Genomic DNA, 20,383 nt, shown 5'->3' on the forward strand with positions numbered 1-20,383 from the left:
GGGGACTTTCGTGGTGAATCTTTCTGTCGGTCACAGCGTTTCGGCGCGTCCTGCGCGGATCGTCGCGCGGCTCATGGCGTCGGGGGCAGCGCTTGCGCTGATCGCGCCGGGCATCGCGCGCGCCGCGCCCGAGCCGCAGGCGCCTGCCGGTGCGCCGCAAGCCGCGCCGCAAAGCGAAGGACTCAACGATATCGTCGTCACCGCGACGCGTTCGGGCGCGCAATCGCTGCAGACGGTGCCGATCGCGGTGTCGGTGGTGAACGTCGACCAGATCACCAAATCGGGGCAGGGCAATCTGTCCGATCTCGCGAAGTTCACGCCGTCGCTTGTCATCACCGAGGGCGCGCCGGGGTTCAACAAGTTCAACCTGCGCGGGCTTGCGACGGGCGGCTATGTCACCTCGGATACGTCGGATCGCCCACTCGTCGCGGTCTATCTCGACGATACGCCGATCTCGGTGCAGGGCCAGACGCCCGACCTCAAGGTCTATGATCTCGACCGCGTCGAAGTGCTGCGCGGGCCGCAGGGCACGCTGTTCGGCGCGGGCTCGATGGCGGGCACGGTGCGCTTCGTCACGGCCAAGCCCGATGCGCGCAGCGTCTTCGGCACCGCCGAAGCGAGCGGATCGACCACCGAATATGGCGCTGGCAGCTATAACGTCCGCGGGATGGTCAACATCCCGCTGATCAAGGATGAGCTCGCGGTTCGCGGCAACATCTTCGTCGGCAACGATGGCGGCTTCATCGACAATATCGGCCAGCACCGTGTCGACAATGCCAACAGCAACCGCTCGACCCAAGGCCGCGTCGCGGTGCGCTGGACGCCGACCGACAGACTGACCGTCGACGGTAGTTTCACCTATGAAAACAGCCGTGCCAAGGGCCTCAACACCGGGCTCGATGGGCTGAAACCGTATCAGTACGAGAGCAACGGGGCCGAGGGCACGCGCGATCTGTTCAAGCTCTACACCGGCGGGTTCGATTATGACGCGGGCTTCGCCAATTTGATCGTGACCGGCGCCTATACCGACCGCAAGATCGGCTTCAACGCGAGCCCCGATCCGCAGATCGGCTATTACTTCGCCAATTATTACGCGCCCTATACCGGCGCGGGGAAGTATCCGCTCTACGCTCCGCCCGCACGCTACGACCATGCGGTCACGAGCCTGATCCCGGCCGAGAACTATACGATCAACCAGAAGCTGAACGACTTCATGGCCGAGGCGCGGCTCGTCTCGAAGAACGACGGCCCGGTCAAATGGACCGTCGGCGCGTTCTACGAGAAGCAGAACCGGCATCTGATCCAGGACATTCCGGTCGCCGGGTTCGACACGCTGTCCTATCAGAACACGGCGTTCGGCCCGTTCGCGACGCCGACCGGCCGCTACGATTCGAAGACCGTCGACGGCGCGTTCAGCTCGAACGACATCTTCTCGGGGCTGCAGGACGTGCACGAGCATCAGTTCGCTGCCTATGCCGATGGTACGTGGCACGTCACCGACCGGCTCGATCTGACCGCAGGCCTGCGCTACTTCAACTTCAAAGAGAGCTATTATCTCTACGAAGGCGGCGCGTTCGGCGTGCTGCTCGGCAAGGACGCGCAGGGGCGCACGACCGGCATCACCCAGTCGATCCGCTCGACGCTCAAGTCGAACGGCGTCAACCCGCGCGCCAACATTTCGTACAAGCTCAACGACAATGTGCTGATCTATGCCGAAGCCGCCAAGGGCTTCCGCTATGGGGGTGCGAACCAGCCGGTGCCGCTCGGCACCGCGGGGCTTGCCGGGCGCTGCACGACGCAGCTCAATTCGTATGGGTATAGCGCGGCACCGGGGACGTTCGGGCCCGACAAATTGTGGAACTACACGATCGGCGAAAAGGCCAAGTTCGCGGGCGGTCGCGTGACGCTTAATGCGAGCGCGTATTATATCGACTGGTCCGACGTGCAGACGCGGTTGCGGCTCAACTGTTCGTATTTCTTTACCGACAACAAGGGCAAGATCGCGAGCAGGGGCGTCGAGCTCGAGGCGGCGGTCAAGGCGACGCGCAACATCACGCTCAACGGCAGCTTCTCGTTCAACGATTCGGCCGCGCGTGGCGACATCCCGACGGTCGGCGCGTTCGACGGCGACCGCACGCCCTATTCGCCGCGCGTGACGGCGTCGGCGGGGGCGTTCTACGATGCCGATCTTGGGCGCGGGTCGCTCCATCTGCAGGCGACGTACAAATATATCTCGTCGCAGCAGACGACCTTCAACGACTTCTCGACCACGCTCGACCCGACGTCCAAGAAGCTGATCGTCGACCGCGCGAGCAATGGCGGGCGTAGCCAGACCTATGCGGTGATCCCAGAGAGCCACAATGCCAGCGCGTCGATCGCCTATGACATCGGCAATTACGAGTTCGGTATCTTCGGCAACAATCTGTTCGACGGCGTCAAGGTGATCGATATCCAGCGCGCGACCTATTACGCGATCTACCAGGCCGGCTCGCGGGTGACCTACGCGCGGCCACGCACGATCGGGGTGCGCGCGAAGGTGAAGTTCTAATTCTCCCACGTCACCCCGGCCTTGTGCCGGGGCCCACCGGGCGGCACGCGCTTACGGCGTAGCACGCGTGGCACGGTGGACCCCGGCACAAGGCCGGGGTGACGGTGGTGGCGCGTGACCACCGCCTTTCGTGCTTGCCTCAAGCGGTAACGCCCGTCCCCTGGATCCGTGCATCGTCGGCGGCATAGGTCCGCACGCTCGTCCAGTAATGATACGCCGCCCAGAAGCCGGTCAGCGACAGCGCCAGCAGCGCATACCGCAGCGACTCGGCATTGCTGCCGAGCCGCCCGGCAAGCGTGTCGCTGAGCCAGCCGACCGCGGTCGGCGCGATGATCAGATTGGCGACATTGGCGGTGAGCAAGCTGATCGCCATCCCCTGCGCGCGCATGTTGGCGGGCAGGAAGTTGAGCAGCAGCGCCATCGTCGGGCCGACATAGAGATAGATCGCCGGCACGACGATCCACAGCATTGCGGTCGCGAGGCTGAGCGAGTGCGTCCAGTAGATGACGAACGACGGGATCGTCGACAGCGCGACAATTGCGGCGAGGCCGTAGGCGATGCGCTTGGGGTCCTGCATCTGCGGCAGCGCGAGGATCGCGCCGGTGGCGATCGTCGCGGCGGTCCCCGCCCAGAAGTAGATCGTCCCGAGCCGCGCGCCCGCCTCGGCGGTCGACAGGCCATAGGCGCGCTCGAAATAGGTCTGCGTCCAGAACAGCAGGCCCCAACCCCACAGGCAGATGACCGTGCCCGCCGCATTGATGTGCCAAGCCGAGCGTTGCGACCAGAGGAAGGCGCAGGTTTCGCGGAAGGTCGCGCTCGGCACCTTGGCTTCGCTGATCCGCTCGAACCGCCCGCGCACGGGCTCGCGCACGGTGAGCAGGATGATCAGACCGAACACCACGCCAGGAACGCCGAGCGCGATGAAGCCCGCGCGCCAGCTGTGGAAATGCTCGACGATCGCGCCTGCGACGCTCGACCCAAGCCACGCGCCAAGCGGCAGCCCGAGCGCGTAGACCGTCAGCGCGAACGCGCGTTGCCGACGCGGGAAGTTATCGGCGACGATCGAGGTCGAAGGCGGGGTGCCGCCCGCCTCGCCGACGCCGACCGCGATCCGCGCGACGAGGAATTGCCAGTAATTCTGGGTGAGCCCGAGCACCGCAGTCGCCGCCGACCACAGGATGATCGCGGCGGCGACGATGTTGCGGCGGTTGGCGTGGTCGGCAAGCCGCGCGATCGGCAGCCCGACAAAGATGTAGAAGAACGCGAGCGACACGCCGGTCAGCCATGCGACGCCCGAATCGGACAGGCCGAATTCCTTGCGGATCGGCTCGAGCACGGTCGACACGACATAGCGGTCGGCGATGTTGAGCGCGTAGACGAGCCCGAGCACGAGCACGACATACCAGCGCGCCGATTCGAGCCGCGGTGTCGTCGTCATCATTCGGGGCCCCATCTTTTCGTCGTCCGTCACGCCTTGCGGGCTGCCACACGAGCGCGCCGCAAGATCGACCTTCGTAGCGGCGGAAGCGCGTGGCAGATAGACCTTGTGCACCCTCCCGGACCGATCGGCGCGGTGCGACGCCGTTGCATCGCGTGGCGAAACGCGCTTGGTATTTCCCATCGGCATGGCCCGCATCGCTCAGGAGTTCGCTATTCCTCGCTCATCCCCGGACAATCGGCGCTGGCTTCCGTTGAATGCGCTCCGCGCATTCGATGCGGTCGGCCAGCGGTTGAGCTTCACCGCCGGCGCGCAGGCACTCGACGTCTCGCAAAGCGCGGTAAGCCGGCACGTCATCAGCCTCGAGGAGCAGCTCGGCCACAAACTGTTCGACCGCTCGGGGCCGACACTCGCGCTGACCGCGGCGGGACGCACGCTGTTGCCCGAAGTGCGCAAGGCGTTCGACCGGATCGAACAGACGATGGATGCGATCAGCGGCAATCCCGACACCAGCCGCCCGATCCGCCTCCACATCCCGCCGACGCTATTGCAGCAAGTCGCGATGCCGATGATCCAGGCGTTCCACGCCGAGCATCCCGCGATCCGGATCGACATTTCGAGCTCGCCCGCGGTCGGGCTGCCGAGCGGCGAGACCGACATGGCGATCGTGTTCGACCGGCCCAACATCGATGATCGCGTGACCGATCTGCTGTGGATGGTGCGCGTCGCGCCGGTCTGCTCGCCGCAGGTGGCGCAGCGCAACGCGGGCAAGACGCTCGAGCAGTTCCTGGCGGACAATCCGCTGCTCCACGTCAAGCTCGAGGGGCAACCGCGCGGGTTGTTGTGGAGCACTTTTGCGAATCAATGCCGGATCAGCCTCGACGTCGAGCGCGGGCTTGCCTTCGACGCGAATGCGCTCGCGGTCGGCTATGCGATACATTCGGACGGCGTTGCGCTCGCCGATATCGACATGTTCGCGCCCGAAATCGCCGCCGGGCGGCTCGTTTTGCCGTACGACAGCGTGATCAACGACGGCTTTGGCTATTACCTCAAGTTGCGCGCGGAGGATCTTGCCGATCCGACGATCAGCCTGGTGCGCAGCTGGTTGATCGCACAATTCGCCGCGCGCCAGGGGGTACCCGTCGCCGCGGGATGACGCCGCGCCAAAAGGGGCCTCGCGGTCGCGCGCCAATCGGCTATGGGGCGGCATGGATATGATCGCTACCCCGCCGGCGCACCCCGCCGATCCCGCCACCATCGCCGTGCTCGAGACGATCGAGACGCGGCTGCGCTGGCTGTCGTCCTGGACGATCCACAACGCCAACCATCTGCGCGACAGCCGCGACGGGCTGAAGGTCGGCGGACATCAGGCGAGCTGCGCGTCGATCACCGCGATCATGACCGCGCTCTATTTCGGCGCGCTGCGCCCGAACGACAAAGTCGCGGTCAAGCCGCATGCCGGGCCGGTGTTGCACGCGATTCACTATATGCTCGGCCAGCAGAGCCAGGACGCGCTCGAACGCTATCGCGGGATGGGCGGCGCGCAGAGCTATCCGAGCCGCACCAAGGATTCGATCCCGGTCGATTTCTCGACGGGCTCGGTCGGATTGGGCGTCGCGATCACCGCGTTTGCCTCGCTGATCCAGGATTATCTGATCGCGCATGGGGAGATGGCCGAGGCCGATGCCGGCCGGATGATCGCGCTGATGGGCGATGCCGAGCTCGACGAGGGCAATATCTACGAATGCCTGATCGAGGCCTATAAGCACGACATCCGCAATTGCTGGTGGATCGTCGATTACAACCGCCAGTCGCTCGACAGCACGACGGCGGACCGCATGTTCCGCCGCTTCGACGATATCTTCGAGACGTGTGGCTGGCGCGTCGAGACGCTCAAGCACGGCAAGAAGCAGCGTGAGGTGTTTGCGCAGGCCGGCGGGCAAGCGATCGCCGACTGGATCGACGCGTGCCCCAATGCCGAGTTCGCGGCGCTGACGTATCAGGGCGGAGCTGCCTGGCGCGCGCGGTTGAACGCCGATCTGGCCGGGCAAAGCGAGACGCTCGCGCTCATCGCGGCGCAGGACGATGCCGCGCTTGCGGCGTTGATGACCAATCTCGGCGGGCATTGCATCGCGACCTTGCTCGAGGCGTTCGCGCGCTGCGACGATGACGTGCCGACGCTGTTCATCGCCTATACCGTCAAGGGCTACGGGCTGCCGTTTGCGGGGCACAAGGACAACCATTCGGGGCTGATGAACCCCGGCCAGATCGCGCAATTGCGCGGCGACCTCGGCATCGTCGAGGGCGAGGAATGGGCGCCGTACGGCGGGCTCGGCGACAATGCCGCCGCTTCGGCGCGCGCGGTGGTCGAGGCGAGTGCGCTGGCACAGGCGGTCAAGGCGAAGCCGGCTCAGGCGGTGGCGGTGCCCGAGCGCCTGCCGGTGCCCGATGGGGCCGAGCTTTCGACCCAGGCGGCGTTCGGGCGGATCCTGCTCGATCTCGCCAAATCGGGGCATCCGCTCGCCGACCGGATAGTCACGACGTCGCCCGACGTGACGGTCTCGACTAATCTCGGCGCGTTCGTGAATCAGCGCGGGCTGTTTAGGCGGCAGGAACTGAAGGACGTCTTTTCCGCCGCGCGCATCCCGACCGCGCAGAAATGGGCGGGGCACGGCGCGGGCCAGCATATCGAGCTGGGCATTGCCGAGAACAATCTGTTCCTGATGCTCGCGGCGCTCGGGCTTGCCGCGCCGCTGTTCGGCACGCGGCTGATGCCGATCGGCACGGTGTACGATCCGTTCATCGCGCGCGGGCTCGATGCGCTCAATTACGCTTGCTACCAGGACGCGCGCTTCCTGCTGGTGGCGACGCCGTCGGGGCTGACGCTCGGGCCCGAGGGCGGGGCGCACCAGTCGATCAATTCGCCGCTGATCGGGATCGGTCAGCCCGGGCTCACCTATTTCGAGCCTGCCTTCGCCGACGAACTCGCGCTGATCATGCGCTGGGCCTTCGCGCACATGCAGGCGGAGGACGGCGGATCGGTCTACCTGCGGCTGACGACGCGCGCGATCCCGCAGATCGAGCGGGCCGACGATGGCTGGCAGGACGATGCGCTGCGCGGCGGCTATTGGCTGAAAGCACCTTCCGGCGACGCCGACATCGCGATCGTCTTCACCGGCGCCGTGACGCCCGAGGTGCTCGAAGCGGCTGCCCTGCTCGCCGACGACGTGCCGGGTCTGGGGCTGCTGTTGGTGACGTCGCCCGATCTGCTGCATCGCGGTTGGTCGGCGCGGCATGCCGGGCGCTGGACCGGGGCGGGCGCGTCGAGCCATGCCGACACGCTGCTCGGCGCGCTCGCGCCGCACGCCAAGCTTGTCACGATCATCGACGGCGCGCCGTCGACGCTGTCGTGGCTCGGCAGCGTGCGCGGGATGCGCGTGAGCCCGCTCGGCACCGATCGCTTCGGCCAGACGGGTGATCTGCCAGATCTGTTCCGCGCGTATCGGCTCGATGCCGAAGCGATCGTCGATGCGGTCGCCGAGCTGTGCCTCGGGCCAGTGGATTAGCGGCGGCGATTGCGGTAGCTGCCGAGCATGCGCGAGATCAATTTCGACGGGCTGGTCGGGCCGAGCCACAATTATGCCGGGCTGTCGTTCGGCAACATCGCCTCGGCGAGCAATGCCGGTGCGGTGTCCTCGCCGCGCGGGGCGGCGCTGCAGGGCATCGCCAAGATGCGCCACATGCTGGCGCTCGGCTTGCTGCAAGGTCTTTTGCTGCCGCACGATCGGCCCGATGCGACGTGGCTGCGCCAGCTCGGCTTTGCCGGCGACGACGAGGCCGTCCTCGCTGCGGCATGGCGCGAGGATCCGGGGCTGCTGCGCAACGTGATGGCCGCATCGGCGATGTGGACCGCCAATGCCGGCACCGTCTCGCCCGCGCCCGATACCGGCGACGGCCGCTGCCACATCTCGGTCGCCAATCTCTCGACGATGCTCCACCGCAGCCTCGAAGCGCCACAGACCGCGCGGCAGCTGCGCCTCGCCTTTGGCGACACGCGCCACTTCGCGGTGCACGACGCGCTGCCATCCCCACTCGGCGACGAGGGTGCGGCGAACTTCATGCGGATGGCGCCGCGCCACGCTGCGCGCGGAGTCGAGCTGTTCGTCTATGGCGTGCGGCAGGAGAGCGGCTTTCCCGCGCGCCAGAACCGCACCGCGAGTGCGGCGGTCGCGCGACGCCATGGCCTCGATCCCGCCGACACGCTGCTCATCCAGCAAAGCGCCGCCGCGATCGCCGCGGGCGCGTTCCACAACGATGTCGTCGCGGTCGCCAACGAAAGCGTGCTGTTCACGCACGAGCAGGCGTTCGAGGATCCGGCATCTGTCTATGCCTTCATCCGCAGCCGGTTGCCCGAGGCGATCATCCTCGAGGTGCCCGCGGCGCAAGTGTCGCTCGAGGCGGCGATCCGATCGTATCTGTTCAACTCGCAGCTGGTGACCCTGCCCGACGGTGCGATGGCGCTGATCGTGCCGGGCGAGTGCCGCGAAGTGCCGGCGGTGTGGGCTTGGCTGCAGACGATGCTCGCGGGCAATGGGCCGATCCGCTCGGTCGAGGCGCTCGATCTGCGCGAGTCGATGCGCAATGGCGGCGGGCCGGCGTGCCTGCGGCTGCGCGTCGCGGTGGAAGATGCGGACTATGCGACGATCGACCCGCGCTTCCTGCTCGAACCGGCGCGCTGCGATCTGCTCGCCGATCTGATTGAGCGGCATTGGCCCGAACGGATCGCGCCCGACGATCTCGGCGACCCGGCGATGTGGCGGCAGTGCCGTGCGGCACGGGCTGCACTGCTCGACGGACTCGGCTTCGGACCCGGCGAGCTTTGAGCCTCGCCGAGCGGCTGCGTTCGGCGGGTCCGTTGCTGGTGCTCGGGCTACTCGCGCTTGCGCTGCGGGGCGCCGATTTCGGCAATCCGATCATCCACACCGACGAGCAATATTACGCGCTGGTCGGCAGCCGGATGTGGCACGGCGCGCTGCCGTATATCGACCTGTGGGACCGCAAGCCGATCGGGCTGTTCCTGATCTATGCCGCGACACGGCTCCTGCCGGGCGACGGGATCGTCGCCTATCAAGGCGTCGCGCTGCTTTTTGCGGTGGGGGCGGCCTGGGCGATCGGCCGCGCGGCGCGGATCGCGGGGGCGAATGCAGCGGGCGCGCTGATTGCGGGGGCGGCGTACCTCGTATGGCTGCCAATGCTCAGCGGCCGCGCCGGGCAGTCGCCGGTGTTCTTCAACCTGTTCATGGCGCTCGGCGCGGTCCTGCTGCTGCGGCTCCCGGCGCTTGCGGAGCGACGCGACAGGCGTGCGATCGTCTGGAGCGGGGCGGGGGCATGCCTGCTCGCCGGGCTGGCGATCCAGACCAAATACACGCCTGCGATCGAGGGCGCGCTGTTCGGTCTCGCGCATCTTTTCTATTTGCGGCGCGCCGGGGCAAAGCTCGGCATGCTCGGAGTGGCGGGGCTGGTGTGGCTGGCGCTGGGGCTTGCTCCGACGCTCGCGGCGATCGGCTTTTACTGGCAGCTCGGCCCCGCGGCCTTCCGCGCGTTCTGGTACGATAATTTCAGCTCGATCTTCGCGCGCGGCCATTACAGCTATCCGATCGACCTCACGCTGCGCCGGCTCGCCGGGATCAGTGCGCAACTCCTGCTGCTCGTGCTGTGTGCCGCCGCGGCGCTGCGGCGCGATTGGCAGCGGCCCGAAATCCGCCTGGCGGCAGCGTGGCTCGGCGCTGCGTTTGTGCCGTTCGTGCTGCTCGGCGTGTTCTTCGATCATTATGCGCTGCCCTTGCTGCCACCCCTGCTGACGCTGGCGGCGGTGACGTTCGGGCGGCATCGCCGGATCGCGCTCGCGATCGTTGCCGCCGGGCTCACCGTCTTCGCGGTCGAGGCGGCGATCCGCCCCGACGACGCGCCCAGCGTCCGTGCGCTGGCGCGCGTGGTGAAGGCCAATAGCGGACACGAATGCCCCTATGTCTTCATCGGCGACGCGATCGTCTATCAGCTCGCGGACGCCTGCATCCCGACCGCTTATGCCTTCCCCTCGACGCTCGCGTATGCGCCCGAGCAAGGCGCGACGGGGATCGACGAGGCCGCCGAGGTCCGTCGTATCCTCGCGCACCGTCCGCCGGTGATCGTCAGCGCCAGCCGCCCGCTTGCCGATTGGAACGAGCAGAGCCATGCCGCGGTCGAGGCAGCGCTTGCGCGCGATTATCGGCCGGTGTTCGGCACGGCCCGGAACGACTATCGCGCAGTCGTCTATCTGCGCAACGATCGTCCCTTCCGACGGTGATCGCACGCCTGACGTAAGAAAAAGTTCCGCAGCGCAATATTTCCCGTCCGGTTATCCGGCATCGGTATCGTTCTGTTAACGAGGAGATCTCGTTTGCCGATGCCGACCGCGAACCAGTTTATGGGACTTAACGCCCGTATCGCGTCCGGCATCGTGTGCGGTTGGCCGGGGGGCGGCCGCATTATCGCAAACCGAGCGCGGGCCATTCCGGCGATCCGCGCTCTCTCCGCTTCTTTCTAAGACCGTCTGACAGACGCTTACAGGAAACGGCCATGTTGCTCGAATCGCAATACTATCCCGAGTGGGGAGCTCCGGGTCAGCGTCCGGCCGCGACCGCTTTGCCGCGCTGGAGCGTTCTGATCCCGTTCTTCAACGAACGCGATTTCCTTGACGGCACGCTCGCCAGCCTCGCTGCGCAGGACGTGCCGTTCGAACTGATCCTGATCGACAATGGGTCGACCGACGGCAGCGGCGCGGTCGCCGCGGCGACGTGCCGCCGGCTCGGTCTCGCCTTCACGCTGTTGGTCGAGCGGCACCCCGGCAAGGTCAACGCGCTCCAGACGGGCGTCCAGCGCGCCCGCACGCGGTTCGTCGCGACGTGCGACGCCGATACGCTGTATCCGGTCGACTATCTGCGCCAAGCCGAGCGTCTGCTCGAAACCGGCGCAGTCGCGGGCGGCGCCTATTTCGTCACGCCGACTGCCACGGAGCAGGATCATGTCGAGGCCGCCAAGCGCATGGCGCGGGCGGCACGGCTGTTTCCCGCGCAATGCCACACGGGTGGGGCAGGGCAGGTGTTCCGCACCGACGTGTTGCGCCGTGCGGGGCAGTTCGATGCGCTGCGCTGGGGGTACGTGCTCGAGGATCACGAGATCATGCACCGCATGGCGAAGTTCGGGCGGCTGGCATATGGCGAAGGCCTGTGGTGCGCGCCCTCGCCGCGCCCGCGCGACCGTGAGTCGATCCGCTGGACGCTCGCCGAGCGGATTCTCTATCATGCGACGCCCGAGCCTGCGCGCGACTGGTTCTTTTATCAGTTTCTTGCGCGCCGCCTTGCCGCCCGGCGCCTGTCGAGCGATCGCATTCGCGAACGACAATTCTACGCCGAGCCCGACTGCGCCGTCAAGCTGCAAAAAGCCGCGTAATCGGACGCTGCCGGACTGTCCGCGCGGCACGGGGGTTGCGGGCGGGGACGTTCGGCGCTTTAGGCTATAGTATGTTGCAAACCCCAGCGATTCGGTGACCGAAAGCGGTCTCAAGGCCGTCTTTTTGGCCGAGCAGCCGATGTTGCTGCGTTTGCTCGTGGCGCGGCTCGGCAATCGCGCCGATGCCGAGGACGCGCTGCAGGACATGTGGATCAAGCTCGACCAGCTGCCGACGTCGCAGCCCGTCGCGCAGCCCGCGGCCTATCTCTACCGCATGGCGTCGAACCACGCGTCCGACCGGCGGATCGCCGCAACGCGGTCGGGCGCGCGCGATACCGCGTGGATGGAGGTCCAGCCCGCCGCCGACGAACAGCCGACGATCGAGCGCGCCTTGCTCGACCGCGAACGGCTGACGCGGCTCGAGAATGCATTGGCGGCGATGCCCGAGCGGATGCGCACCGCGCTTCGGTTGTACCGGCTCGAGGACGTGCCGCAAAAGGAGATCGCCGCGCGGCTCGGCATGACGTTGAGCGGGGTCGAGAAGCTGTTGCGACGCGCCGTCAAGGAAATACAAGCGTACAAGATCGCGAGCGAGGCGGATTCGGAAGCGCCACATCGTCTACCCAGCGAAGAGGAATCGAATCGTGACCGCTGAGCCAGCGCACATCGTCGATCGCGCCATCGACTGGCAGATGCGCCAAGCCGATATGGACGATCAGGAATGGCATGCCTTCGTGGCATGGCTCGAGGAAGATCCTGCGCATGCGCGCGCGTTCGACGCTGTCGCGCTCGATATGGCGCTGCTCGCCGATCATCCCGAACTGTATCCCGCCGATCCTGTCGTGGCACCGATCGAGGTTCCGATTGTCGCGTCGCCGCGGCGCCGTGTCTGGGCCTGGGCAGGCGGCGGCGTGGCTGTCGCGGCCGCAGCGTGCCTGACGCTGGTGCTCGTGCCCGCCGGCGGTGGGCCCGCCCCCTATGCGATCGAGACGAAACCCGGCCAGCGGCAGGACATCGCGCTCAACGATGGCACGCGGATCGAGCTCAACGGTGCCAGCTGCTTGGTTCTCGATCACAACAATCCGCGCGTCGCGACGCTCGATTCGGGCGAGGCGACGTTCCATGTCCATCACGACGCGGGTGCGCCGTTCACCGTCCGCTCGGGCGCGCAGGTAGTCCAGGACGTCGGCACGGTGTTCAACGTCGAGCGCGACGGCAAGCGGCTCGACGTGCAGGTCGCCGAAGGATCGGTGCTGCTTCAGCCGCAGCGCGAGGCGGTGGCGTTGCGCGCGGGTGCGGCGGCGACGGTGCATGAGGATGTCGGCAGCATCGTGCTGTCGAAGGTCGATGTCGCCAAGGTCGGGGCGTGGCGCAGCGGTGCGATCGCGTTTGCGGGCGAGCCGTTCGGTCGCGTCGCGAGCGCGGTCAACCGGATCGACGGCGTCACGCTTTCGATCGACGCAAGCTTGTCGCAGCGTCCCTTTAGCGGCATGGTCCGCCTGACGGGGACGGCGGCGCGGGATGTTCCGCATCTGGCCGCATTGGTTGGGGCTGAGTGGCATCACGATGGCGAGCGATGGTCTATCTCGCCTAACTAAGAGTCTGCGCACCGCTGCTCCGTTTGCGCTCGCCGTCTGCGCCGTGCCTTCGGCGCCGGCGAGCGCGCAAAGCGTGCGGATCACGATCGCACCAGAACCGCTCGATCGCGCGCTCACCTCGCTCGCGCGTCAGAGCGGGTTCGACATCATCAGCACCGAGCCAGGGCTCGCGCGGATCCAGGCGCGCGCGGTGCGGGGGCAGATGGCGCCGCGCGAAGCGCTGCAGCGCTTGCTCGACGGGACGGGCTATCGCGCGGTCGCGATCGATGCGCGCAGCTACCGCGTCGTCCGCGCGCCCAAGACGGTCGGCGCGCTGATCCGGCGCGTCGCCGTCCGCAAGCACGCCGACGTGACCGAGCCAGGCGGCGACATCGTCGTCACGGCGAGCAAGCAGGGATCGACGCTGCTGCGTTTTCCGGGCAGCGCGTTGCTGATCGGCGGGTTCGCGCCGGGATCGCTCGCCGCGCGATCGGTGACGATGGACGATGTCGCGCGCGATACCCCGGTGCTGCAGAACACCGAGCTCGGCGAGGGGCGTAACAAGATCTTCATCCGCGGGATCGCCGACAGCAGCTTCAACGGCCCGACGCAATCGACCGCGAGCCTCTATTTCGACGAGGTTCCGCTGGGTTTTGCGGGGCCCGAGCCGAGCCTCAACCTGTACGACATGAAAAGCGTCGAGGTGCTCGAGGGGCCGCAGGGTACGCTGTACGGATCGGGTGCGATCGGCGGGATCATCCACCTCGAGCCCAACCCGACCGATCTTGCCAAGACCGCGGCATCGCTCAGCGCGGGCGTTACGCTGACGCAGGGCGGCGCGGCGGGCTATGATGCCGCGGGCATGGTCAATCTGCCGATCCTGAAGGATCGCATCGGCTTGCGTGTGGTCGGCTATAGCGAGCGCGACGGCGGCTACATCACCGACTCGATGCGTCGGCTCGGCAACATCAACCGCGCCGATCGGATCGGCGGCCGCGCGAGTCTGGTGATCGCGCCGGGCGATGGCTGGAGCATCGAGCTCGGCGCGCTCGGCCAGAAGATCGATGCCGCCGACGGGCAATATGCCGAGACGATGAGCGGACCGCTTGAGCGTCGCTCGGTGCTCGCGCAGCCCTATAGCAGCCATATCAAGCTCGCGCGTGGCGTGGCGCGCAAGCATTGGGACAGCGGTCTCGATCTGGTGTCGGCAACGGGTTACGTCGATCTGCGCACCTTCGACACGTTCGACGCCTCTCGCACGATCGGCGCGACCGGGCCGACCGTCTACACCACCGAGCAAAGCGACAAGCTGTTCGTCCAGGAAACGCGACTGTCGCGCGCGGTGCCCGATAAGATCGGCTGGCTGGTTGGCCTCGCCTTTCTCGAGGATCGCGACGTCCAGGCGCGCACGCTCGGCATGCCCAACCAGACTCGCGACATCATCGGCGTCAGCAACCGTACCGACAGCGTCTCGGTGTTCGGCGAGGCGAACTGGCCCGTTACTGAGCGGCTGACGGTAACTGGTGGCGCGCGCGTGACGGCGGCGCGGACCGATGGCGAGCCCTCGGTCACGCCGCGCAGCAACAGTTTCGTCAAGGGGCGCGCGACGCGACGGATCGATCCGACGCTGGCGCTGTCATGGCTGGTCGGGCCGCGCCTTGCGCTGTTTGCGCGTGTGCAGTCGGGCTATCGCACCGGCGGGCTGGCGGTTGCGAGCGGGGTCGGGCGCGTCCAGGATTTCGGCTCGGACTCGATCACGGTCGGTGAGCTTGGCTTACGCAAGCAACGCACCGGCGCGACCGGGCTGGAGCTCACGGTCGCGGCCTCGTACGCGCGCTGGCGCGACATCCAGGCGGATCTCTACACGCGGCGGGGCCAGCCCTACACCTCCAATATCGGCAATGCCGACATCATCGGGCTCGAAGCTACGGGGGATTGGGTGCCGGTGCGCGGGCTGCACGCCAATTTCGCCTTTCTCTACACGCACAACGTCGTCGACGGGCCGCTCGCGCAATCCTCGACCAAGGCCAATCGGCGCTTGCCCGAGACGCCGGCGTTCGCTGGCAATGCCGGGCTGAGCTATCGTTGGACCCTGCGCGATGCGTCCATGTTGAGCATCGCGACGTCGGGGCGCTATGTCGGGCGATCGGTGCTGGGGACCGGGGATTTTCTCGACGTCAGCCAAGGCAATTACGCCGTGCTCGACGCGCAGATCGCGTGGCATTGGCACACGTTCGACGTGACGCTGGCGGGCGACAATCTGACGAACGCGACCGCCAACCGCTTCTCGCTCGGGAACCCGCTGATCCTCGCCTCGCGCCAGCAGACGACCCCGCTGCGCCCGCGCAACGTGCGCTTGGGCGTGTCGGTCGCCTGGTAGCCGCTCAGCGGTCGCCCGGGCGATAGCGGCGTTCGATGTGCCCTGCGAGATCGTCCGGATAGAAATAGACCGGCCGCAACGCACCCGCGGCATAGCGCTCGGCCTGGTCGTTGAAATGCGGCGAGGCGGGGTCGCCGCTTTCACCGCCCGCGGTCACCGCCCAGGCGCGCAGCTTGGGGCCGAATTCGACCACCGCGACGAAGCTGTTGCCGCTCGAGCCATAGAGCTTGGTCGTGCCGGGATAGAATTTCGCGCCGAACGAAGCGAGGCTGCCCCATTGCGCCGAGGCGAAGGGGACGGGGATGCTTGGCTTGGCGTCGTCGAAGTGTGGTTGGATCGAATCGTCGATCCGCTGGAAGCGGTTGATCCGGCCCCAACCGACGCGCCAATCGCCAAAGTCGCGCGTCAGTTGGTCGACCGCCGCGCCGAGCGCATCGAGCTTGGCGCTGTCGGACACGCGCGTGGCGATGTAGCGCGGCACGTTGATCTGTTCGGAGAGGATGAAGCTGCCGACATCGCGCCACATCTGCCCGGCCCACAATATGCCGAGCGTGGTGGGGACCGAATCGGTGCCCCAGCGATTGTCCCAGCCGCGCAGCATCGCGATCGGCGCGGCGAGCTTCGCACGGCGCGGGTCGCTTGCCGGGAGCGCGTCATACGCCTTGACGAGCGGCGGGATCAGCGTCGCGAACGCAGGCATATAGCTGTCATAGGCAGCCGTGATCAGCCGTTCGGGCGTGAAATCGTGGCGGTCGGTGAGCAGCAGGTCGGCGTGCACGCCGCGCTGATTCTCGCCCGCGCTGTCCATGTAGCGCGGATAGTCCTTCGCCTTGGGGCTATCGGGCCCGGCAGCACTCCACGGCCAGTCATTGGTATTGCGCGCCCAGCCGACCTGCGGGTTGATCGCATTGGGCAAGCTCGCGACGGTGTGGAGCCCATGCCAGTCGGTCGCGGGATCGGCGCCGTCGACGGGCTTGGAATAATCGAAGCGGTCGTCGCGCAGCGGCACGAATTGCGGGTGGAGATAGGCGATCTCACCGTGTGAGTCGGCGAACAGCGTGTCGTTCGACGAATTGGCCTTTCGCTCGGCGACCTTCATGTAGCTTGCGAGATCGTGCGCCTTGGTGCGCAGCCAGCTTTGCTCGAGCGCGGGGATCGGTTTCCACATCAGGCCTTGCGCGATCCATTTGCCGTTCTGTTCGGTAACGATCGGGCCGTGGTGCGAGGCAAAGGTGGTGAAGCTGCGCGCTGCCATCGTTCCATCGGGCTTGCGATAGGAGAGCGTCACCACCGCAGTCCGCAACGGACGCATCGCCTTGCCGTAGCGATACGCGGCGGTCTTGCCCGAGCGGCTGATCTCCTCGGCGAAGCTGTCGACGTTATCGACGCCCGACGAGGTGTGCATCCACCCGGCTTGCTCGTTGAAGCCCTGATAGATGAAGAACTGCCCCCAGGTCGACGCGCCGTACGCGTTCAGCCCTTCGCCGCTCGTCATCTGGAGTTCGGAGCGGAAATAGAAGCTGGTGTGCGGGTTGATCAGCAGCAGCGCATGGCCGTCGACCGTGTTCTTCGGCGCGATCGCAATGCCGTTCGATCCGCGCGGTTCGCGCGGGAGCGGGCCGGTATTCTCCGACGCGATGGTGATCGGCCGGCCGCCGTAAAAGGAAGCGAGGTCGGACAGCGAGATCCGCTCGATATCGCCGCCGATGCTGCCTTCGGTGAAGGACAGGGCCATCCACGGCTCGAACCGCGTGAGGACCTTGGGGCGGACCTGCGGGTGTGTCGCGAGGTAATAATTAAGCCCGTCGGCCCAGGCGGTCATCAGCGTCTGGAGATAGGCGGGGCTCGCCCGGTATTGCGCCTGGAGTGCGAGCGGATCGACATAGAGCCGCTGGCGCAGGTCGGCCCAGATCGCGCCTTCGCCCTCGGCCTCGGCGGTGCGCCCCAGCGCGGTCAGATAATTCGCCTCGATCCGGCTGAAATCGTCCTCGGCCTGCGCATAGATCGCGCCGAACACTGCATCGGCATCGCTGCGCCCGACGACATGCGCTATCCCCCAAGTGTCGCGCGTGATCGTGACGCGCGCCGCCTCGGCGCGCCAGCGGGCCTGCTCGGGCTGGGGCGGGGCAGGGGCCGCAGCGACGGCCAGCGAGGGCGCGAGCAGTGCGGCAAGAGCGAACAGGTTGCGCGGGCGGCGGGCGAGTCTATCCATGGGCACACGCTATCGGGCATCGCTCGCGGCGACAATGTTGATGGGAGCCGCACCGATGAAATGGCCGATTGCCGCCCTTCTGTTCGCCCCGCTCGCGCTCGGCGGAGCCGCGTCCGAGCCCGTGGCGCCGCACGCGACGCTGCTACGCCCGGCAGCGGTGTTCGACGGGATCGACCCCGTCGCGCATCCCGGCTGGCAAGTGCTCGTCACGGGCGAGCGAATCACCGCGGTCGGCCCGGCGCTCGCGGTGCCGGCGGGGACCGAGACGATCGACTTGCCCGGCGACACGCTGATGCCTGGGATGATCGAAGGCCACGGCCACCTCTTCCTCCACCCCTATAACGAGACGAGCTGGGACGATCAGGTGCTCCACGAGCCGCTCGCGTTGCGCACCGCGCGCGCCGTTGCGCAAGCGGCGGCGACGCTGCGCGCGGGCTTCACCACCGAGCGCGATCTCGGCACCGAAGGCGCTGGCTACGCCGATGTCGGACTGCGCCAGGCGATCTCCGCTGGGATCGTGCCAGGCCCGCGGCTGCTCGTCGCGACGCGCGCGATCGTCGCGAGGGGCGCCTACGGCCCCAAGGGGTTCGAGCCCGGCCTCGTCATCCCGCAAGGCGCCGAGGAAGCGAGCGGGGTGGACGAGCTCGTGCGCGTCGTCCGGTCGCAGATCGCAGCGGGCGCCGACGTCATCAAGCTCTACGGCGACTATCGCTGGGGGCCGGGCGAGCCGAGCCGCCCGACCTTTTCGGTCGCCGAGATGAAGGCTGCAGTGGAGGCGGCGCACGATGCCGGACGGACCGTCGCGGTTCACACTGCGACGCCTGAGGGAATGCGCCGCGCGATCGCCGCGGGGGCCGATACGATCGAGCACGGCTATGGCGGCACGCCCGAGATCTTCCGTGCGATGGCGGCACAGCACATCGCCTTGTGCCCGACGCTCGCCGCCTCCGATGCGGTCGCGCGCTATCGCGGCTGGCGCGGTGGCGATCCGGTGCCCGAAGCGGTCGCGCAGAGCCGCGCGTCGTTCGCGCTGGCGCGCGCGGCGGGCGTGCCGATCTGCATGGGCGGCGATGTCGGCGTCTTCGCGCATGGCGAGAATGCCCGCGAGATGGTGTTGATGGCCGCCGCCGGAATGCCCGCCGCGCAAGTGCTGATCGCCGCCACATCGGGCAACGCCCGCGCCTTCCATCTGAGCGACCGGGGCGCCGTGCGCGCCGGACTGCTGGCGGACCTGATTGCCGTCAAAGGAAATCCGGTCGCGGCGGTGGATGCGGTGCAGCATGTCGCGTGGATCATGAAAAACGGCGCAATCGTAACGCTGTAGTTTTCGCCTCCCGGAAAAACTATCCTGTGACGATGAAACGTGTTGCCAATCGTGACAGGATGGAAACCAAGCGTTTCGCGCGGGCCTCTTGCAATGCAGCATTCATCGTCGCAGTTAGACGCTGATGGCCGTGAGTCCGCCCTTGAGAGCGGACCGCCTGGACGAGGGTGGACTGTAGCCGACCAGGTCGTAGGGATAGACGGAAATGATCAAGCCAACGAGCTCGGTTCGCTCGCTTTTGACGGTAGCCAGCCTTCTGGCGCTCGCCGCGTGTTCGAAGAGCGCGCCACCGCCGCCCCCCGCCCCACAGGTTACGGTCGCGCTCCCGCTGCAACGCGACATCGTCGATTGGGACGAATATGTCGGTCGCTTCGAGGCGATCCAGGATGTCGAGCTGCGTCCGCGCGTTTCGGGGACGATCGAAAAGGTGCTGTTCGCCAATGGTCAGCGCGTTCGCGCCGGCGAGGCGTTGTTCACGATCGATCCGCGTCCCTATGCCGCCACGCTCGCGCAGGCGCGTGCGCAGGTCGCCAAGGCGCAGGCCGCGCTGACCAACGCGCGCTCCGAGCTCGCGCGCGCCGACAAGCTGCTCGCCGCGCAGGCGATCAGCAAGGAAGAATATGAGACCAAGCTCGCGGCGGTGCGCAGTGGTCAGGCCGATCTCGGCGCGGCCAATGCCAACGTCACGACCGCGCAGCTCAACCTCAGCTTCACCACGGTCCGCTCGCCGATCACCGGGATCGTGTCCGATCGCCGCGTCAGCAAGGGCAATTACGCGACCGACGCGACCACCGTGCTGACGCGCGTCGTCTCGACCGACCCGATCTGGTTCTCGTTCGACGGCGCCGAGAGTTTCTATCTCAAGTATCTCCGCCAGGCGAAGGCCGGCGAGCGTGGCTCGTCGCGCAACACGCCGAACCCGGTCGAAGTCCAGCTCGCCGACGAGAGCGGCTATCGCTGGCATGGCCGGATGGAATTCGTCGACAATGCGGTCGATCCCAATTCGGGGACGATCCGCGCGCATGCGGTGATTTCGAACCCCGACGGCTTCCTCACCCCCGGCCTGTTCGGTCGCGCGCGGCTGCTCGGCTCGGGCACCTATCACGCGATGCTCGTCCCCGACGAAGCGGTCGTGACCGACCAGACGCGCAAGCTCGTCTATGTCGTGGGCAAGGACGGCAAGGCAGTCCAGCGCCCGGTCGAGACGGGGCCACAGGTGGAGGGCTTGCGCGTCATCAAGACCGGGCTCGCCGCTAGCGAGCATGTCGTGATCGAGGGCATCACCACGCTCCAGCCCGGGATGGCGGTCAAGGCAGTGCTGACCAAGATGAAGCCGCGCGCGGCTAATACCGCGCCGACGAGCCAGCCCGACATGGCGCCGCCCGCATCCGATGCGACCGCGAAGTAAGCGCC

The 20,383-nt window shown here is 67.2% G+C and carries 13 protein-coding genes; 11 read left to right on the forward strand and 2 right to left on the reverse strand.

The window, feature by feature from the left end:
* The first annotated feature begins 10 nt into the window (after positions 1 to 10).
* Positions 11 to 2,548, forward strand: coding sequence for a TonB-dependent receptor (locus tag ACP7C5_RS10770; RefSeq protein ID WP_426264232.1), 2,538 nt, complete (start codon positions 11 to 13; stop codon positions 2,546 to 2,548).
* Positions 2,549 to 2,687: 139 nt separating this feature from the next.
* On the opposite strand, the gene ACP7C5_RS10775 is transcribed toward ACP7C5_RS10770, so the two are convergent.
* The gene (locus ACP7C5_RS10775; protein WP_426264233.1) at positions 2,688 to 3,989 is read right to left on the reverse strand and encodes a spinster family MFS transporter; all 1,302 of its coding nucleotides are present in this window, start codon (positions 3,987 to 3,989) and stop codon (positions 2,688 to 2,690) included.
* 250 nt (positions 3,990 to 4,239) lie between these two features.
* Between ACP7C5_RS10775 and ACP7C5_RS10780 the strand changes: the two genes are divergently transcribed.
* The 8 genes from ACP7C5_RS10780 to ACP7C5_RS10815 all read left to right on the forward strand — a co-directional run bounded on the left by ACP7C5_RS10780 (position 4,240) and on the right by ACP7C5_RS10815 (position 15,434).
* Complete coding sequence (locus ACP7C5_RS10780; RefSeq protein WP_133186865.1) at positions 4,240 to 5,142, forward strand: LysR family transcriptional regulator; 903 nt, start codon at positions 4,240 to 4,242, stop codon at positions 5,140 to 5,142.
* Between the two features lie 52 nt (positions 5,143 to 5,194).
* Positions 5,195 to 7,552, forward strand: a complete 2,358-nt coding sequence (locus ACP7C5_RS10785) for a transketolase (RefSeq protein ID WP_426264234.1) — start codon at positions 5,195 to 5,197, stop codon at positions 7,550 to 7,552.
* Positions 7,553 to 7,579: 27 nt separating this feature from the next.
* Positions 7,580 to 8,869, forward strand: a complete 1,290-nt coding sequence (locus ACP7C5_RS10790; RefSeq protein ID WP_426264235.1) for an N-succinylarginine dihydrolase — start codon at positions 7,580 to 7,582, stop codon at positions 8,867 to 8,869.
* Positions 8,866 to 10,332 carry an ArnT family glycosyltransferase gene (locus ACP7C5_RS10795; protein ID WP_426264236.1) on the forward strand — a complete coding sequence of 489 codons (1,467 nt, stop codon included), beginning with the start codon at positions 8,866 to 8,868 and terminating at the stop codon, positions 10,330 to 10,332. The genes ACP7C5_RS10790 and ACP7C5_RS10795 overlap by 4 nt, the downstream gene beginning before the upstream one ends.
* Positions 10,333 to 10,604: 272 nt before the next feature.
* Positions 10,605 to 11,477, forward strand: coding sequence for a glycosyltransferase (locus ACP7C5_RS10800; RefSeq protein ID WP_426264237.1), 873 nt, complete (start codon positions 10,605 to 10,607; stop codon positions 11,475 to 11,477).
* Positions 11,478 to 11,571: 94 nt separating this feature from the next.
* Positions 11,572 to 12,132: an RNA polymerase sigma factor gene (locus tag ACP7C5_RS10805; protein ID WP_426264238.1), complete on the forward strand. Its 561-nt coding sequence runs from the start codon at positions 11,572 to 11,574 to the stop codon at positions 12,130 to 12,132.
* A complete protein-coding gene (locus ACP7C5_RS10810) occupies positions 12,122 to 13,075 on the forward strand; it encodes a FecR family protein (RefSeq protein ID WP_426264239.1) in 954 nt (317 codons plus the stop codon). The genes ACP7C5_RS10805 and ACP7C5_RS10810 overlap by 11 nt, the downstream gene beginning before the upstream one ends.
* A gap of 73 nt (positions 13,076 to 13,148) precedes the next feature.
* A complete protein-coding gene (locus ACP7C5_RS10815; RefSeq protein WP_426264240.1) occupies positions 13,149 to 15,434 on the forward strand; it encodes a TonB-dependent receptor domain-containing protein in 2,286 nt (761 codons plus the stop codon).
* A 4-nt stretch (positions 15,435 to 15,438) separates the two neighbouring features.
* Here the strand turns inward: ACP7C5_RS10815 and ACP7C5_RS10820 are convergent, their stop codons facing one another.
* Positions 15,439 to 17,646, reverse strand: a complete 2,208-nt coding sequence (locus tag ACP7C5_RS10820) for a penicillin acylase family protein (RefSeq protein WP_426264241.1) — start codon at positions 17,644 to 17,646, stop codon at positions 15,439 to 15,441.
* A 55-nt stretch (positions 17,647 to 17,701) separates the two neighbouring features.
* Here ACP7C5_RS10820 and ACP7C5_RS10825 point away from each other — a divergent pair, with 55 nt between their 5' ends.
* Positions 17,702 to 18,970, forward strand: a complete 1,269-nt coding sequence (locus ACP7C5_RS10825; RefSeq protein ID WP_426264242.1) for an amidohydrolase family protein — start codon at positions 17,702 to 17,704, stop codon at positions 18,968 to 18,970.
* A 205-nt stretch (positions 18,971 to 19,175) separates the two neighbouring features.
* Positions 19,176 to 20,378, forward strand: a complete 1,203-nt coding sequence (locus tag ACP7C5_RS10830; RefSeq protein ID WP_426264243.1) for an efflux RND transporter periplasmic adaptor subunit — start codon at positions 19,176 to 19,178, stop codon at positions 20,376 to 20,378.
* The last annotated feature ends 5 nt before the right edge of the window (positions 20,379 to 20,383 follow it).

This window comes from Sphingomonas sp. PWP1-2 (assembly GCF_049898305.1).
GTDB classification, from domain to species: domain Bacteria; phylum Pseudomonadota; class Alphaproteobacteria; order Sphingomonadales; family Sphingomonadaceae; genus Sphingomonas; species Sphingomonas glacialis.

What these genes read in the sequence shown, in the direction of transcription:
- ACP7C5_RS10785 (WP_426264234.1), top strand. Translation starts at nt 5,195, where the DNA reads ATGGATATGATCGCTACCCCGCCGGCGCACCCCGCCGATCCCGCCACC.
- ACP7C5_RS10830 (WP_426264243.1), top strand. Translation starts at nt 19,176, where the DNA reads ATGATCAAGCCAACGAGCTCGGTTCGCTCGCTTTTGACGGTAGCCAGC.
- ACP7C5_RS10825 (WP_426264242.1), top strand. Translation starts at nt 17,702, where the DNA reads ATGAAATGGCCGATTGCCGCCCTTCTGTTCGCCCCGCTCGCGCTCGGC.
- ACP7C5_RS10775 (WP_426264233.1), bottom strand. Translation starts at nt 3,989, where the DNA reads ATGATGACGACGACACCGCGGCTCGAATCGGCGCGCTGGTATGTCGTG.
- ACP7C5_RS10800 (WP_426264237.1), top strand. Translation starts at nt 10,605, where the DNA reads ATGTTGCTCGAATCGCAATACTATCCCGAGTGGGGAGCTCCGGGTCAG.
- ACP7C5_RS10790 (WP_426264235.1), top strand. Translation starts at nt 7,580, where the DNA reads ATGCGCGAGATCAATTTCGACGGGCTGGTCGGGCCGAGCCACAATTAT.
- ACP7C5_RS10820 (WP_426264241.1), bottom strand. Translation starts at nt 17,646, where the DNA reads ATGGATAGACTCGCCCGCCGCCCGCGCAACCTGTTCGCTCTTGCCGCA.